General features: G+C 61.6%; 16 protein-coding genes and 1 tRNA gene. 13 read left to right on the top strand and 4 right to left on the bottom strand.

Translation table 11 applies throughout. From position 1 onward, the window contains the following. The 4 genes from WBV42_RS16575 to WBV42_RS16560 all read left to right on the top strand — a co-directional run. Positions 1 to 341: GNAT family N-acetyltransferase (locus tag WBV42_RS16575; protein WP_423987005.1), on the top strand; the 341-nt coding region annotated here is incomplete at its 5' end. Positions 342 to 374: 33 nt separating this feature from the next. Further along, on the top strand, positions 375 to 809 hold the full coding sequence (locus tag WBV42_RS16570) for a DUF5810 domain-containing protein (protein ID WP_423987004.1): 435 nt from the start codon (positions 375 to 377) through the stop codon (positions 807 to 809). A 25-nt stretch (positions 810 to 834) separates the two neighbouring features. Then, positions 835 to 1,245: a DUF5809 family protein gene (locus WBV42_RS16565; protein WP_423987003.1), complete on the top strand. Its 411-nt coding sequence runs from the start codon at positions 835 to 837 to the stop codon at positions 1,243 to 1,245. Between the two features lie 78 nt (positions 1,246 to 1,323). Next, complete coding sequence (locus WBV42_RS16560) at positions 1,324 to 3,057, top strand: acyl-CoA dehydrogenase family protein (RefSeq protein WP_423987002.1); 1,734 nt, start codon at positions 1,324 to 1,326, stop codon at positions 3,055 to 3,057. 9 nt (positions 3,058 to 3,066) lie between these two features. Here the strand turns inward: WBV42_RS16560 and WBV42_RS16555 are convergent, their stop codons facing one another. Both WBV42_RS16555 and WBV42_RS16550 read right to left on the bottom strand, forming a co-directional pair. Then, positions 3,067 to 3,516 carry a metal-dependent transcriptional regulator gene (locus tag WBV42_RS16555; RefSeq protein ID WP_423987001.1) on the bottom strand — a complete coding sequence of 150 codons (450 nt, stop codon included), beginning with the start codon at positions 3,514 to 3,516 and terminating at the stop codon, positions 3,067 to 3,069. 78 nt (positions 3,517 to 3,594) lie between these two features. After that, positions 3,595 to 4,212, bottom strand: coding sequence for a DUF309 domain-containing protein (locus WBV42_RS16550; RefSeq protein ID WP_423987000.1), 618 nt, complete (start codon positions 4,210 to 4,212; stop codon positions 3,595 to 3,597). 363 nt (positions 4,213 to 4,575) lie between these two features. Here WBV42_RS16550 and WBV42_RS16545 point away from each other — a divergent pair, with 363 nt between their 5' ends. Continuing rightward, on the top strand, positions 4,576 to 5,322 hold the full coding sequence (locus tag WBV42_RS16545; RefSeq protein ID WP_423986999.1) for a class I SAM-dependent methyltransferase: 747 nt from the start codon (positions 4,576 to 4,578) through the stop codon (positions 5,320 to 5,322). A 418-nt stretch (positions 5,323 to 5,740) separates the two neighbouring features. Here WBV42_RS16545 and WBV42_RS16540 read toward each other — a convergent pair. Continuing rightward, a tRNA-Arg gene (locus tag WBV42_RS16540) sits at positions 5,741 to 5,813 on the bottom strand. Between the two features lie 164 nt (positions 5,814 to 5,977). On the opposite strand from WBV42_RS16540, the gene WBV42_RS16535 reads away from it, so the two are divergent. After that, a complete protein-coding gene (locus WBV42_RS16535; protein WP_423986998.1) occupies positions 5,978 to 6,550 on the top strand; it encodes a hypothetical protein in 573 nt (190 codons plus the stop codon). A gap of 189 nt (positions 6,551 to 6,739) precedes the next feature. Next, entirely contained in the window at positions 6,740 to 8,179 is a 1,440-nt protein-coding gene (locus WBV42_RS16530; RefSeq protein WP_423986997.1) for a single-stranded DNA binding protein, read from the top strand. Positions 8,180 to 8,200: 21 nt separating this feature from the next. Here the strand turns inward: WBV42_RS16530 and WBV42_RS16525 are convergent, their stop codons facing one another. Continuing rightward, on the bottom strand, positions 8,201 to 8,407 hold the full coding sequence (locus tag WBV42_RS16525; protein WP_253228943.1) for a hypothetical protein: 207 nt from the start codon (positions 8,405 to 8,407) through the stop codon (positions 8,201 to 8,203). A gap of 147 nt (positions 8,408 to 8,554) precedes the next feature. Between WBV42_RS16525 and WBV42_RS16520 the strand changes: the two genes are divergently transcribed. The 6 genes from WBV42_RS16520 (at position 8,555) to WBV42_RS16495 (ending at position 14,198) form a co-directional block, all read left to right on the top strand. Continuing rightward, a complete protein-coding gene (locus WBV42_RS16520) occupies positions 8,555 to 8,986 on the top strand; it encodes a histone (protein WP_066144987.1) in 432 nt (143 codons plus the stop codon). Then, positions 8,983 to 9,993, top strand: a complete 1,011-nt coding sequence (locus WBV42_RS16515) for a histone deacetylase family protein (RefSeq protein ID WP_423986996.1) — start codon at positions 8,983 to 8,985, stop codon at positions 9,991 to 9,993. Before WBV42_RS16520 ends, WBV42_RS16515 begins: the two co-directional genes overlap by 4 nt. 108 nt (positions 9,994 to 10,101) lie before the next feature. After that, positions 10,102 to 11,277 (top strand): glycosyltransferase, encoded by a 1,176-nt coding sequence (locus WBV42_RS16510; RefSeq protein ID WP_423986995.1) that lies wholly within the window; start codon positions 10,102 to 10,104, stop codon positions 11,275 to 11,277. Continuing rightward, a complete protein-coding gene (locus tag WBV42_RS16505) occupies positions 11,249 to 11,920 on the top strand; it encodes a glycosyltransferase family 2 protein (protein WP_423986994.1) in 672 nt (223 codons plus the stop codon). The genes WBV42_RS16510 and WBV42_RS16505 overlap by 29 nt, the downstream gene beginning before the upstream one ends. Continuing rightward, complete coding sequence (locus WBV42_RS16500; RefSeq protein ID WP_423986993.1) at positions 11,917 to 12,864, top strand: hypothetical protein; 948 nt, start codon at positions 11,917 to 11,919, stop codon at positions 12,862 to 12,864. Before WBV42_RS16505 ends, WBV42_RS16500 begins: the two co-directional genes overlap by 4 nt. Further along, on the top strand, positions 12,861 to 14,198 hold the full coding sequence (locus WBV42_RS16495) for a sulfatase-like hydrolase/transferase (protein ID WP_423986992.1): 1,338 nt from the start codon (positions 12,861 to 12,863) through the stop codon (positions 14,196 to 14,198). Before WBV42_RS16500 ends, WBV42_RS16495 begins: the two co-directional genes overlap by 4 nt. Positions 14,199 to 14,332 lie beyond the last annotated feature (134 nt).

Below are 14,332 nucleotides of genomic sequence, written 5' to 3'. Positions count from 1 at the left end.
CGTTTCTCGTCGCCACGGACGGGGTGAAGATCATCGGCTACGTCGTCGCCGATGTGATCCCGAACCACGGGCGTCCACTCGGGCACATCAAGGACCTCGCGGTTCATCCCTCTCGCCGTGGCGAAGGAATCGGCCGAGAACTGCTCAAGCGAGCGCTGTCCGGGTTGCAGTTCCAGTCAACACACAGCGTGAAGCTCGAAGTCCGAGCGAGCAACGAACCGGCGATTTCGCTGTATCAGGAGTTCGGTTTCCGGTATCTCCGGACGATACCCCAATACTACGGCGACGGCGAGGACGCGCTCGTGATGTTAGTCGAACTCGACCCGGTCGGCACCGAGTGAACCGTTTTTCAATGCGGAAACCGTATCGCACGTATGGGATATGCGTGTCCAGTGTGTGAAACGCCACAGTCGGACGGGGAACATCTCGCCAATCATCTCGCGTTTGCGGCCATTCTCGGGGACGACGAACACGAATCGTGGCTCGACGAGTACGCGCCGGGGTGGAACGAGGACGGTCCCGACGAACTCGCGCCGCGAATCACGGAGTACGCGGACGAAGAGGAGTATCCACAGGTGTTCGAGGATACGGTCCACGACCACGGTCACGACCACGGCCATGGACACGGACTCGAAGACGAACTCCAGCAAGCCGGTGGCTACGGTCGGGATGCGACGATGGGTTCCGACGCACAGCGAATCATGGCGGAAGCACGGCAAATGACCGAACAGATGATGAACGACGAAAGTGAGGGTGCGGAGGACGACGACGCCGACGGAACGGACACGGCACAGGACGAAAACGAATAGTTCCCCGCCCCAAAACGTATCGGACATGGAGACGCACGGCGTTTTTTCCCCGGCAACGGAAGCGGCCGCACGCGAACAGTACGAGGACATCGGTCCGGCAGCACAGACCGTCGTCAAGGAAACGGCGAAAGCGATGCGCTTCGACAGCGAAGAGTACGGCGAGCGGGTGACGAGCGATGTCGTTTCCACCGCGTGGGACGCGCTTTTCGCCACCCTCCTCGAAACGCACACCGGAACCTCGGAGGAGTTCGACGCCGACGTTCCGGACGATTTCGAGAGACACATGGAGGGCAGTGAAAACGTGGACAGCGTCGCGTGGCACGTCGCACCCGCAGCAGAAACGGTCGTCGCCGTGACGTACCACGAAAAGGAGGAAGCCGCGATCGGAACCCTTCAGCGTATCGCCTTCGGTCGCGTGTACCGGGACATCGTGTAATCGTTCCTCTCGGGACATCGTGTAATCGTTCCTCTCGGGACATCGTTTAATTAGCTCGCGCGCGATTCCTTCGTCAGCATGACTGTCGACTACGGGCAGTTCGACCGCGGGCGAGGGCTGAACTACTGGCAGTACGACCCGGTACTACAGCACGAAGTCGAACGCACTTACGGCGGTGACCGAGGATGGGCCGAGGAGCGATTCGACGAGTTCGGCGACATCGTCGGAACCATCATCGCGGAACACTCGGACAGCATCGACGAGCACGGCCCGGAACTCCGGCGCTACGACCGGTTCGGCGATGCCGTGAACGAGGTCGAATATCATCCTCATCAACTCGAAAACGAGCGACTGGTGTACGGTTCGGGTGCTGTCGCCGACTCGTTTCGGGCACCTCCCGAGCAGGACGCCCCGGCGCCCATGCTCCATCACTTGACGATGGATTACCTGCTCGCCTACGCCGACGTGGGGTTGACCTGCCCGGTTGCGATGACGGCCGGTGTCGCGCTCGTGTTGGAACGGTTCGCTGACGGTTCCGATGCCGACAGTTCCGGTGCCGACGGTCCGCTCTCGGAAACCTTCAATCGGCTCACGACCCGCGAGTACGACGACCTGCTCCAAGGCGCGATGTTCCTCACGGAGCGGCAGGGCGGAAGCGACGTCGGCGCGACCGAAACCATCGCGCAGCGCGTCGAGGACGGAAGCGGGTGGGAACTCTCCGGCGAGAAGTGGTTCTGCTCGAACGTCGATTCCGGAGCGGTTCTCACGCTCGCCCGACGACCCGACGCACCCGCCGGGACCGATGGACTTTCCTTGTTCTTGATACTGGAGACGACCCACGATGGAGAGGAAAACGAATACACGATTCGCCGCCTGAAGGACAAACTCGGGACGGTCAGCGTCCCGACTGGAGAGGTCGAATTCGACGACACCGAGGCGTATCTCGTGGGAGAAATCGACTCGGGGTTCCGCTACATGTCCGAGATGCTCAACCTCGAACGGATCGCGAACGCGTTCGCTTCGTGCGGTCTCATGGGACGGGCGCTGTTGGAGAGCAAGGTTCGGGCGGCCAACCGCGAGGCGTTCGGGAAGCCCATCGACCAGTATCCGCTGATGCGCCGCGACCTGGTCGAGATGGCGGTGGCACACGAAGCGGCGACCGCCTTCACGTTCGACGCCGGGAGGGCGTTCGACCGCTACCAGCGAGGGGACGAGGACGCGTTCGGATTGATGCGACTGCTCGTCCCCATCGCCAAGTCCCGAACGGGACGGATGGCCGTCGATGTCGCCTCGTACGCGATGGAGATTCAGGGCGGCAACGGTTACGTGAACGATTTCGTCACCCATCGTCTTCTGCGCGATGCACAGGTACTCCCCATCTGGGAGGGAACGTCGAACATCCTCTCGCTCGACGTGCTTCGTTCGATGGCTCGCGAAAACGCACACGAACCAGTACTGGCCCTGATCCGTGATCGACTCGATGGCGTGGAACACGACGAACTGACCGACCTCGTGGTGACGACGCGCGACGAACTCGGCGGGCTACAGGAGGCACTCGGGGCGGTAGCGACGGAAGGAGACGACTACGCACAGCATCGTGCGAAGGAACTGGCCGAGTACGTCTTCGACGTGTACACCGCCGCGTTGTTGCTGTCGGAAGCGGACGGGGAACTCGCGGCAGGGAACGACCGGAAGGCACTCGTCGCCCGTCAGTTCGTCACCGATTCGCTGGGAGAAACCTCCGCACGGGGAATCACGTCGGGCGAAACGCTTCCGTCCGATGCCTTCGAGAAGATCGTCCGATTCGCCTGAATTCGCCAGTCACTTGTGATCCATCGGTTCCGTGTCGCGCACGTCGTCACAGCATTCGTTGTACTCGGTATGTGGTGCGCTACACTCCCCAGTACACGGATGGTTGATACGCTCGCGGATACGCGCGGCCACCTCGTCCGAGAGGGCGTTCCCCATCTCGCGTGCCTCCTCCGGGCTATCGATTTCGAGGTCGGACAGTAGGAAGTTCTCCGCGAGACAGTGTTTCCACATCACTTCGCGTGCGGTTTCCTCGCCTTCGTCGGTGAGCCTCGCTCCCTTGTACTTCTCGTACGTTGCGAGGTCGCGCGCTTCGAGCGTGGTGAGCATTTCGGTGACGCTGGCGGAACTCACGTCCAACGCCGTCGCCAGTTCGCCGGTTTTGGCCGGACGGCCGGTACTCTCGCTAACGAGGTGAATCGTGCTGAGATAACGCCCGACGCTCGCGGAAACCTCGCTCATTGTCTGTGCCTAGCGGGTGTCACGACCATAAATCATTCCCAATATCCTGCTCGTGTCTCAGTTTCTGAGTGACATCACCTACTCGAACAGGCCGTCAACGTCCGTCTCCCGGAACTCCCGTCGTTCGACGTGTTGGGACAGACGCTGGAAGATCAACGCCCTGTTCTCAGGTTGGCGAACGAAATCCATGACGAACGTGATGAACCGACTTCCTTCGTCGCCCGCCTCCAAATCCATCCGTGCGAACTCGATAGCCCGTTCGAGCACCGACTCATCGTAGCCGAACTCCTCGGCGAGGACGAGTGCGGCGACGGCCGATTCCTCGAAACCGAGGTCGTCGGGACGGAGGACGGCCCCGTCGTCAGTCAGGCGCGGTGGTGCTACCCGCTCGACGTACTCGGGGTCGTCACGGACGGCACGGAGGTAGCTCCGAACCGTCTCGACGTCGACGCCTCGATACTCCCCGGGAAGGTCGCCCAGGTAAGCGGCCGCGCTCTCGGCGAGGCCACGAATTCCGGTCCAGTTCGAATCCGTCGTGTGGTGAACCACGGCGGTGAACTGGATGAGTCCGTGGAGAAAGCGTTCATCCGTCGTACCGCTGTCGAGGTCCAACCAATACTCCTCCCACGCGTCGTGGGCGGCGTGAAACTCCCCAGCGTTGTAGATGGCGAGTCCGGCCCGAAGGTAGGTATCCATACGACTACTCGTTTGTCGAGACGAAAATTCCTTTCCGACGATGAACAGTCGCACACACCGAACCGAGGAAAACGAACCCCCATGGGACCTGACTGGGTTATCGTCGGGGGTTCGAACCGAGAATGGTTATTTAGCGGCTTTCTTCGCGGCCCATTTCTTCAGATCACGAACGAACAAACGGTAGGTTTCAGCTTTACTCATACACGAGTAAATATTCAGCCGAGATTCAAAAGTGTCCCGGTTCATACCAGATTTGGCCAGAGACAACATAGCATGGTCTCCGATCCGTACATCCATCCACATCTATCCGCGAATATTGGCCAAACGGGAACGGTATTCGCACCGCTCGACGTACCGTCTCGCATGGACGAACTCGAACGGAAGCGGGCGACGACGGATTCGTTCGGTGCGGTGGCCGCTTCCTATCTCGACAGCGACGTTCACCGAGAAGGTGCTGACCTCGAACTCCTCGCGTCGTGGTGCGACGGCGCATCGACCGCCCTCGATGTGGCCTGTGGCGCGGGGCACACCGCTGGCGCGCTCGCAGAAACCGCCGACACCGTCGTCGCCGCCGACGCAACCCCTGAGATGGTCGAAACGGCGACGGACGCGTTTCCGGTGGTCGGTACCGTCGCCGACGCGGAGCGGCTACCGTTCTCGGACGGAGCGTTCGACGCCGTCACCTGCCGCATCGCGGCCCACCACTTCCCGAACCCGGACGCCTTCGTGTCGGAAGTCGCGCGCGTGCTCGCTCCCGGCGGCGTCGTCGCCTTCGAGGACAACATCGTCCCCGACGACGACGAACTGGCGACGTTCTACAACCGGTTCGAACGCCTCCGCGATTCGACCCACGGCGAGGCCTACTCCGCCGCGCAGTGGCGCGACCGGTTCAGCGAGGTCGGATTGTCGGTTGACGAACTCACGACCATGCGAAAATCCCTCGATTACGAGTCGTGGGCCGAACGCACGAATCCCGGAGAAGACGCGCGCGAGGAACTGGACGAACTCGTTCGCGGACCGGAAGCCGAGGAGGTGTACGACGTGACGGTTGAAGATGGGAAAGTGACCGAGTTCAGCAACGAGAAGGTTCTACTGCGCGCGACGAAGTGAGTCGGATTCGACAAACGTTCTGACGACTGTCTCACGCGAGCAGACGCGAGCGTGGGGCAAGTCAGGTCGTGAATGAAATGAACGTTCTGACGGAGGTTTACCCGAGTGTAGCGAGGGTAAACCACGTTAGAGCGTGAACGAAGTGAGCGGTCTAACGGAGTTTCACATGAGCGTAGCGAATGTGAGGCCAGTCGGAGCACGAACAAAGTGAGTGCTCTGACGGAGATTTGAACTCGCCGAGACGGTCACGCTCATATCCGTTCGCGCGCTGCGTCTCGTCTGCTCAAATCTCCGCGAGGAGTTTTTGAAGCGCAGACACCTCGCTACGCTCGTTGTTGTAGCGCTTCAAAAACGTCCTGACGGAGTCTCACGCGAGCAGACGCGAGCGTGAGGCAAGTCAGGTCGCGAACAAAGTGAACGTCCTGACGGAGATTTGAACTCCGGTCCCTGGCTCCGCAAGCCAAGAGGATAGTCCACTACCCTACCAGGACTCATTCATTCATTTCGCGCTCGGCTTAATAGCGCTTGCGATGTGGTGGCGGTGTGTGGATGCGAGGCAACCACACGATTCGCACCCGGCGGCACTATGAGAATAACTCAAATCGCTATTTTCGTCTACGGGACAGTTTTTAGAATGGGTATAGTATCCGATAGTATGCAACGACGAGACATCCTGAAACGAGCGGGTGCGGCGACAACGGTCGGCATACTGGCCGGTTGTCTCAGTCGAGACGGCGGCAGTCCCGGCGGTTCGGGGTCGGAGAGTACGAATACGACTACCACGACCACCACGACCACGGCGGACGGGACGACGACCGAAGAGATGACGACGAAGACCGGAATGGAGACCACGACCTCGACGGGCGACGGCGAGTCGAATCTCAAGAACGGCACGGTGAAGGTCCTCAGTTCGAACTGCGGAACCCCGGAAAACGAGGCGTCCGTCGAGGTCAAGGACTCGCGGATGGTCATCACCGGCACGATAGGAGGAAGCGACTCCTGTGCGATACCCTACCTCAAGAGTACGAAAACCGACGCGAAAACGGGGACGTACATGGTGACGGTCGGAACGAAGAAGAAGAGCGGGACCGTCGGCTGTTCGGAGTGTCTCACCAAAATCGAGTACCGTGCGACGCTCACGTTCGCCGGTTCGGTTCCGAAGTCGGTGAAAGTCACCCACGAGAGCATGGGGAAATCGAAAGTGGTCGCGAACACCGACAACAGTTAGTCCAGCGCCGGGAACTGGCCGGGAACTGACGATCCACGAAAGCGTCATCGAGGCACGGGGCGTAACTTTATCAACGAAAATGCGGCCACTGATAGCTATGATTCGAACCGGATCGGGATCGGCGGACTTCCGTTCCCCGACACAAAGACAACGCTTAAGCGACGGCCAACCCTGCAACCGAGTACGATTATGGGCGTTATAGACGAGGTACATGGGGACCTCGACGCCGACATCTCTCTGGACGAGTTCCGGGACGCCGTCGAGGAAAAAGTCGAACAGATGGGTGGGCTTGCGGACGAGGAAACCGCCGCAATGCTCATCGCGCACGAACTGGACGAAAGCGAGGTGAACGGCGTCGCCGACATCGAACCCGGCATCGAGGAAGTGAAATTCGTTGCCAAGGTGACGAGCGTCGGCGATATCCGAACGTTCGAACGCGACGGCGACGACGCGGAGGACGGTCACGTCCTGAACGTCGACGTCGCGGACGAAACCGGGTCGATTCGCATCTCTCTCTGGGACGAACAGGCACGGGGTGCCGAGGAGGAACTCGAACCCGGCCAAGTCCTGCGAATCAAGGGCCGCCCGACGGACGGCTACAGCGGGACCGAGGTCAACGTGGACCAAGCCGAACCGGACGACGACACGGAAATCGACGTGCAGGTTCAGGACTCCTACTCCGTCTCCGACCTCTCTCTCGGCCTCTCGGACGTGAACCTTCCAGGTAAACTACTCGACACCGGAACCGTCCGCACGTTCGACCGTGACGACGGCTCCGAGGGCAAAGTCGCCAACCTCACCGTCGGCGACGAAACCGGTCGAATCCGAATCACGCTCTGGGACGAGCGCGCTGACATCGTCGAGGAACTGGAACCCGGCATCACCGTCGAAATCGTGGACGGGTACGTCCGCGAGCGCGATGGGAACCTCGAACTCCACGTCGGCAACCGTGGCGCGGTCGAGGAGATCGATGCCGACATCGAATACGTCCCCGAGAGCACGCCGATCGCGAACCTCGAAATCGGCGACACGGAGGACATCACCGGTGTGATTCGCTCATCGGACCCGAAACGCACGTTCGACCGCGACGACGGCTCCGAGGGCCAAGTGAAGAACGTCCGCGTGCAGGACGAAACCGGCGACATCCGCGTCGCGCTCTGGGGTGAAAAGGCCGACCGCGAACTCGCGCCGGGCGACAAAGTCGCGTTCGCGGACGTCTCCATCAAGGACGGCTGGGCGGACGACATCGAAGCCTCCGCCGGATGGCAGTCGACCATCTCCGTCCTCGACAACAGTTCCCCGACGGACGCGGCGAACGGAGAAAGCGACACGAACGAGGCGGAAACCGGACTCGACGCGTTCGGAAGCGACGTCGAAGGCGACGTCGAAGAAACGACGACGACCGAGACGGAATCCGACTCGACGGCGGACGCGAATACGACATCGACCGACGACGGCGAGCAAGTCGAGTTCACGGGAACGGTCGTTCAAGCGGGCAACCCTGTCGTATTGGACGACGGTGAAGAAACGATAAGCGTCGAGACCGATGCCGACGTTCACCTCGGGCAGGAAGTGACCGTTCGCGGCGAGCGTCGTGGTGGCAAGCTCGACGCAGAGGACGTGTTCTAACGCGTTTTCGGACGTTCCGAGTTAGCTCTGGAACGGCTCTTCGTCGCGGTGATTGTCCTTGTTCTGTTCGTCGGTCGCGGCGTCTTCACGGGCCTGCTTTTGTTCGACTTCCGTCTCGTCTTCGAGTTCCTCCTCACGGGCCTGTTCGGCCTCGGTTTCCCCTTCCTGTTCCGCTTCGTCTTCCTTTTCCTTCGCCATCGTTCGGTCGCGTTCGTGTGGGTCGCTCATCGTGCCCGGGGATTCGGTGTCGTCGTTTTAATTCGTGATGGCTGCACTGTCGTCCTTTTTATTCGTGATAGCAGTTTCCGTCGTATTCGATTTGCCGCGAACGACGGTAGGGAAAGATTAAGGGCGACAGACTTCCGCTGTTGGATCATGAGCGTTGAGCTTCCGTTCGCGCCGGTCGATACGATAATCCGACGGAACGCGGGTACCCTTCGTGTCAGTGCGGATGCCGCCGAGGAACTCGCCCGCCGGATCCAGAGTCACGGCGCAGAGCTGGCCGTAGATGCTGCAAAACAGGCGACGAAAGATAGACGGAAGACACTGATGGCGGCTGATTTCGGCGTCCAGCAGGTCATCGACAAGGACGAACTCACCCTTCCGGTCGCTCCCGTCGATCGAATTGCCCGCCTCGATATCGGTGACGATTATCGGGTCTCGATGGACGCGCGGGTAGCGCTTGCGGACATCCTCGAAGATTACGCCGACAACGTCGCATCGGCGGCAACGATCCTCGCCCATCACGCGGACCGGCGAACCGTTAAGGCGGAGGACATCGAGACTTACTTCAGGCTGTTCGAATGAACTTCGGCTACAGCGAGGTCTGTTTAGCTCACGATACCGGAAAACGGCATCCGGAAAACCCCGACCGACTACGTGCGATTCGGCAGGCCCTCACGCGCAAACACGGCGTCGAATACGTAGAGTCACCACCAGCCACAGAAGCGGAAGTCACGGCGGTTCACGACGAGGGGTACGTCGAGGAGTTACGCGAGTTCTGTGAGAGTGGTGGCGGTAACTGGGACCCGGACACCGTCGCCGTCGAAGCGACGTGGGATGCCGCACTCGAAAGCGCGGGGCTCGCAAAATGGGCCGCGAACGCCGCACTGGACGGCGAAGACGGACGTGCAACGCCGTTCGCATTGGGTCGTCCACCGGGACACCACGCGGTAGAGGACGACGCGATGGGGTTCTGTTTTTTCAACAACGCCGCCGTCGCAGCCCAAGCGGTCATCGACGACGACCGGGCCGAACGCGTCGCGATCATCGACTGGGACGTCCATCACGGAAACGGCACGCAGGACATCTTCTACAACGACGGAAACGTGTTCTACATCTCGATTCACGAGGATGGACTGTATCCCGGCACGGGCGAAATCGAGGAAGCGGGCGAAGGGGACGGAAACGGAACGACGCTCAACGCACCGCTCCCGGCGGGAGCGGGCGACCCCGAATATCGCTCGGTCTTCGACGAACTCATCGCACCCGCGGTGCTCGAATTCGATCCCGACCTCGTGTTGGTGAGCGCAGGATTTGACGCCCATCGGCACGACCCTATTTCCCGGATGCGCGTCTCGACGGAGGGATACGGTGTCCTCACCGCCCAAGTTCGTGAACTGGCGGACGAATCGAACGCGGCTCTCGGGTTCGTTCTCGAAGGCGGTTACGGGTTGGACACGCTTTCGGACGGCGTTGCGATGGTCCACGAAGTGTTCGACGGGATGGACCCGGTCGTTCCCGAGGAGGAGGCGAACGAGGAGGTCCGCGAGGTCATCACGGAACTACTCGATACCCATCCGATGTTCGAGTAGGTCTGGAACGTCCCCTGCTCGACGGATCGAACGCTGCTATTTTTCAAAACACCCACCACAATTTATACAATAGCGTGCTGTACCATCGTCACGCTCAGGGGTGGGCCAATGAGACAGGATTCATACGACGTAGCGGTGTTGCACGACAGATTCCCGGGTATGGGCGGTGGTGAGCGATTCGCCATCGAAGCGGCGCGCGTGCTCGATGCGCCGATTTACACGATGTACGTGGCGAACGACGTTCGAATTCCGGACGACGTGACCGTCGTTCCGATACGGCAGGGAAAGTACACACGTGGCCTCTCGGGTCGACTACTCGAATGGAAAAACGAGGGGATGAACCCGCTGGAAACCCTCTCGGTATCGTTCGATATGACCGACGCGGCCGACGAACTGACTGAGTACGACGTGCTCATCGAGAGCGCGCCGCTTTCTAAATCCTACGTTCCGCCGGTCGAGCAGACGGTGATTCACTACCCGCACAGTCCGCCGAGATGGCTGTACGACCTCTATCGAGACCGACTCGGGGAGTTCGACTATCCGGGCATCAAGTTCGCGCTGAAAGGCTATGCGAAGTGCTGGCGGGCACTCGACAAGGAGAGCAACGACTATGTCGACCGGTTCGTCGCCAACAGCGAACTCGTCCGCGACCGAATTCAGCGATACTACGACCGGGATGCGGCGGTCATCTACCCGCCGGTAACCGGCGATTGGCGGAACGACGGCGACGACGGGTACTTCGTGACGTGGTCCCGGCTTGCACCGGAGAAACGCATCGACCTCGTGATCGATGCGTTCGCGAAACTGGACGAACGCCTCCTCGTCGTCGGTGACGGGGAAGAACGCGAAACGCTCGAACGGAGCGCACGCGGACACGACAACATCGAACTCCTGGGCTACGTCGAAGACGTAGCGGATATCGTTTCCCGCGCCACTGCCGTCGTCTATGCGCCGAAGGACGAGGATTTCGGCCTGGTCGGTGCGGAGGCGTTGACGGCCGGGAAACCGCTCATCGGCGTGAACGAGGGGTACACCCGTCACCAAATCGTGGAGGGAACGACCGGATTGGGGTTCGAACCGACCGTCGAATCGCTCCGTGAGGCCGTCGAACGATTCGACCCCTCGGATTTCGATGCCGACGAGATTCAGCGGTTCGCCCGTCGCTACGACAGGACGACGTTCGCCGAATCGCTCCTCGAACAGGTCAACCGAACGCACGCGGAGGCGGCGAAAAAGCGCGCCGCGGTGGATACCGATGATTCGAAACCCATACGAATCCAGTGAGCCGCGGGTTTCGGTCGTGATTCCGACGGTCCCGGAAAACGACCACGACGCCGTGGTCGCCGCCCTGAGAAATCAGACCGTCACTGAATTCGAAGTGCTGGTCGTCGACGACGCGACGCTCGACATCTGTGAAGCACGAAACGCTGGCATCGAGGCGGCGAACGCGGATATCGTGGCGCTCACCGACGACGACTGCCGACCGCCACCCGACTGGGTTGCGAGCGTGGAGAGCGCCGTCTCCGATGGCGCGGTGTGCGTCGAGGGAAGCGTGTCGGGTGGACGAACGTACCGTGGAACGGGGCTGTACGTCGGTTGTAATCTGGCGTTCGACCGCGAAACCGCGCTCGACGCGGGTGGGTTCAGAAGCGAGTACGCCGGGTGGCGCGACGACACGGAATTCGGCTGGCGAATGGAATCCTACGGACCCTGTCGGTACGACCCGACACTAACGATGGAACACCCCGACCGAACGCGGGCAAGCATCGATGCCGAAAACGAGGCCCGGTTGCAGCGCGAGTATCCGACCCGATACGAGGAACGGATCGTTCCGAAGACGGCGCTCGACAGGGTCAACGACTGGCTTTGGCGACAAGGGTTCTGGGACGCGGTCGATAGGGTTCGGTACGCAGGAGGGGGCCGATGACGCTGAAGGAGTGGCTAGGCGAAAGCAGTGACCGCGTCCACGAGGATGGGTGGACCGGCATGGACACGTCCGCCTACGAGCTATACAAAGGCTTTCTCCGGCGACTGGCCGGACGGGGGTCGTTCGGCGAGTCGATATACGACCACTCATGGGACGCCCTCGTCGTCCTCGACGGCTGTCGGTTCGACTGTATGTGTGAGGTCGCACCCGAAATTCCCTTCGTGAAGCGCGTCTGGCGCTTCGCGTCTGCTGGGACTCGCTCGGACGAGTGGATGCACGCGAACTTCGACCCCCGGGATTGCTCCGATACGGTCCACGTCACCGCGAACCCGAACTCCGCGGCGCATCTCGATTCGCGGAACTTCGCCGAGTTGGACGAAGTGTGGCGTGACGGGTGGGACGACGAATTGGGAACGGTTCCCGCTCGCGCCGTCACCGACCGGGCTATCGTCGCCGGACGGTCCATCGGGGACGGCGAGATCGACGCGGACAAACTGGTCGTCCACTACATGCAACCACACTTCCCGTCGATTCCCGACCCGCTTCCGGGCGACGAGATGAGTCGCGGCGAGTTCGGCGAGCGCGTGGGCGTCTGGGAACGCTTGCGACGGGGGGACCTCACCCGCGAGCAAGTGTGGAGTTCCTACCGGGACAACCTCCGCTACGCTCTCTCCGAGGTGGCGGTGTTGCTCGACAATCTGGACGCCGACCGGGTGGTCATCACGGCGGACCACGGCAACGGTTTCGGCGAGTGGTACATCTACGGCCACCCCGACAACACGCCGATTCGCGCCCTCCGCGACGTGCCGTGGGTGGTCACGAGCGGAACCGATTCGGGAACGTACGATCCGAAAAGCTGGATGGTGGGGTCGGACGGGACGGAAGGAGCGGACGGACAAACGACGTCGACCGCCGACCGCCTCTCGGCGTTAGGGTACCGATGAACGTCGCGCTCGTCGTCCTCGACACCCTTCGCAAGGACGCCTTCGACGAGCATTTCGACTGGCTGCCGGGAACCCGATTCGAGAACGCCTACTCGACTTCACACTGGACGGTTCCGGCGCACGCCTCGCTGTTTGCGGGCAAGTACGCGAGCGAACTGGGGGTCTACGCCGGTGCACAGCGCCTCGACTGTCCGGAAGCCGTGCTTCCGGAGTCCTTCCACGAAGGCGGGTACACCACCCGTGCGTTCAGCGCGAACGTCAACATCTCCCGCCCGTTCGATTTCCATCGCGGGTTCGACCAGTTCGAGGGCAGTTGGCGACTCGATGCCCTCTCGGCGAACGTCTTCGATTGGGACGGCTTCATCACCGAGACGCGCGACATGGGATCGGAACGCTACGCCTTCGCCCTGCGCGATATCCTCCTGGGCGACTGCGATACCGTCCCGTCGCTCAAGCGTGGCGCGTTCCTCAAGCTCCGTGATTTGGGGATGGGTCGGGCGACCCGGGACGACGGGGCGACCGAGGCGCTCGAATTCGTCCGCGACACCGAGTTCGGCGACGACGAATTCCTCTTCGTCAACCTGATGGAAGCCCACACCCCGTATTCCCCGCCCGAGGAGTTCCGGACGGTCGAACCACCGGAACTCGACGGCCTTCGTGCCACGCTCGATTCGCCGGATGCGGACCCCGAACGAATCCGACAAGCGTACGACGACGGCGTTCGCTACCTCGCGGACCGCTATCGCGCCATCTTCGCGGAACTCCGCGAGTCGTTCGACTGCGTCATCACGCTCGGCGACCACGGCGAAGCCCTCGGCGAATACGGCGCGTGGGAACACCTCTGCGGGCTGTATCCGGATGTAACGCGGATTCCGTTGTGTCTCTGGCTGGCCGATGCGACCGATGGAGGCGAAACGGCTCAAACCACCAAAGAGCGCGACGGTCCGGTCTCCCTGCTCGACGTCCATCGGACGGTTCTCGACATCGCGGACCTCGACGGGGATTCGAGGGGGAGAAACCTGCTTGCAGGGTCGGAGACGGGGGAAGAACCCGAACGGCTGGTCGAGTATCACGGCCTGACCGACCGCCACCGGACCGCGCTCACCCGTGACGGCTTCGATATCGAGCCACTGGACACGGAACTGTACGGCATGGCCGCTGCCCACTACTACGGGTGGGAGACGCCGGACAGCCTCCACGAAGTGGGCGAAATAGCAAAGCCACGGGAGCGAATGGAGAAGCTTGTGAACGAGCTGAACCGACGGGTCGTAACGGACGATGTGGCCCTATCGCCAGCCATCGAGGCGCAACTCCGTGACCTCGGTTACGTATGAGCGAGGCTGCGAAAACAAGCCTCAGCCGGGAAACCCTCGGTGGAACCATCGCGCAGTTCGTGATGGCCGGAATCGGGTTCGCCGGGACCATCGTCTTCGCGCGATGGCTCGGTCCGAGCGCGTTCGGCGGCGTC

The organism is Haladaptatus sp. (assembly GCF_049589095.1).
Taxonomy (GTDB): domain Archaea; phylum Halobacteriota; class Halobacteria; order Halobacteriales; family Haladaptataceae; genus Haladaptatus.
The sequence above is the reverse complement of the archived record's forward strand: the minus strand, read 5'-3'. Positions and strand labels throughout refer to the sequence as shown.

Excerpts from the sequence above, each read along its gene's own strand:
- WBV42_RS16520 (WP_066144987.1), top strand. The coding sequence starts at position 8,555 with ATGAGCGTTGAGCTTCCGTTCGCGCCGGTCGATACGATAATCCGACGG.
- WBV42_RS16500 (WP_423986993.1), top strand. The coding sequence starts at position 11,917 with ATGACGCTGAAGGAGTGGCTAGGCGAAAGCAGTGACCGCGTCCACGAG.
- WBV42_RS16510 (WP_423986995.1), top strand. The coding sequence starts at position 10,102 with ATGAGACAGGATTCATACGACGTAGCGGTGTTGCACGACAGATTCCCG.
- WBV42_RS16570 (WP_423987004.1), top strand. The coding sequence starts at position 375 with ATGGGATATGCGTGTCCAGTGTGTGAAACGCCACAGTCGGACGGGGAA.
- WBV42_RS16530 (WP_423986997.1), top strand. The coding sequence starts at position 6,740 with ATGGGCGTTATAGACGAGGTACATGGGGACCTCGACGCCGACATCTCT.
- WBV42_RS16550 (WP_423987000.1), bottom strand. The coding sequence starts at position 4,212 with ATGGATACCTACCTTCGGGCCGGACTCGCCATCTACAACGCTGGGGAG.
- WBV42_RS16535 (WP_423986998.1), top strand. The coding sequence starts at position 5,978 with ATGCAACGACGAGACATCCTGAAACGAGCGGGTGCGGCGACAACGGTC.
- WBV42_RS16515 (WP_423986996.1), top strand. The coding sequence starts at position 8,983 with ATGAACTTCGGCTACAGCGAGGTCTGTTTAGCTCACGATACCGGAAAA.
- WBV42_RS16560 (WP_423987002.1), top strand. The coding sequence starts at position 1,324 with ATGACTGTCGACTACGGGCAGTTCGACCGCGGGCGAGGGCTGAACTAC.
- WBV42_RS16555 (WP_423987001.1), bottom strand. The coding sequence starts at position 3,516 with ATGAGCGAGGTTTCCGCGAGCGTCGGGCGTTATCTCAGCACGATTCAC.
- WBV42_RS16495 (WP_423986992.1), top strand. The coding sequence starts at position 12,861 with ATGAACGTCGCGCTCGTCGTCCTCGACACCCTTCGCAAGGACGCCTTC.
- WBV42_RS16565 (WP_423987003.1), top strand. The coding sequence starts at position 835 with ATGGAGACGCACGGCGTTTTTTCCCCGGCAACGGAAGCGGCCGCACGC.
- WBV42_RS16525 (WP_253228943.1), bottom strand. The coding sequence starts at position 8,407 with ATGAGCGACCCACACGAACGCGACCGAACGATGGCGAAGGAAAAGGAA.
- WBV42_RS16545 (WP_423986999.1), top strand. The coding sequence starts at position 4,576 with ATGGACGAACTCGAACGGAAGCGGGCGACGACGGATTCGTTCGGTGCG.
- WBV42_RS16505 (WP_423986994.1), top strand. The coding sequence starts at position 11,249 with ATGATTCGAAACCCATACGAATCCAGTGAGCCGCGGGTTTCGGTCGTG.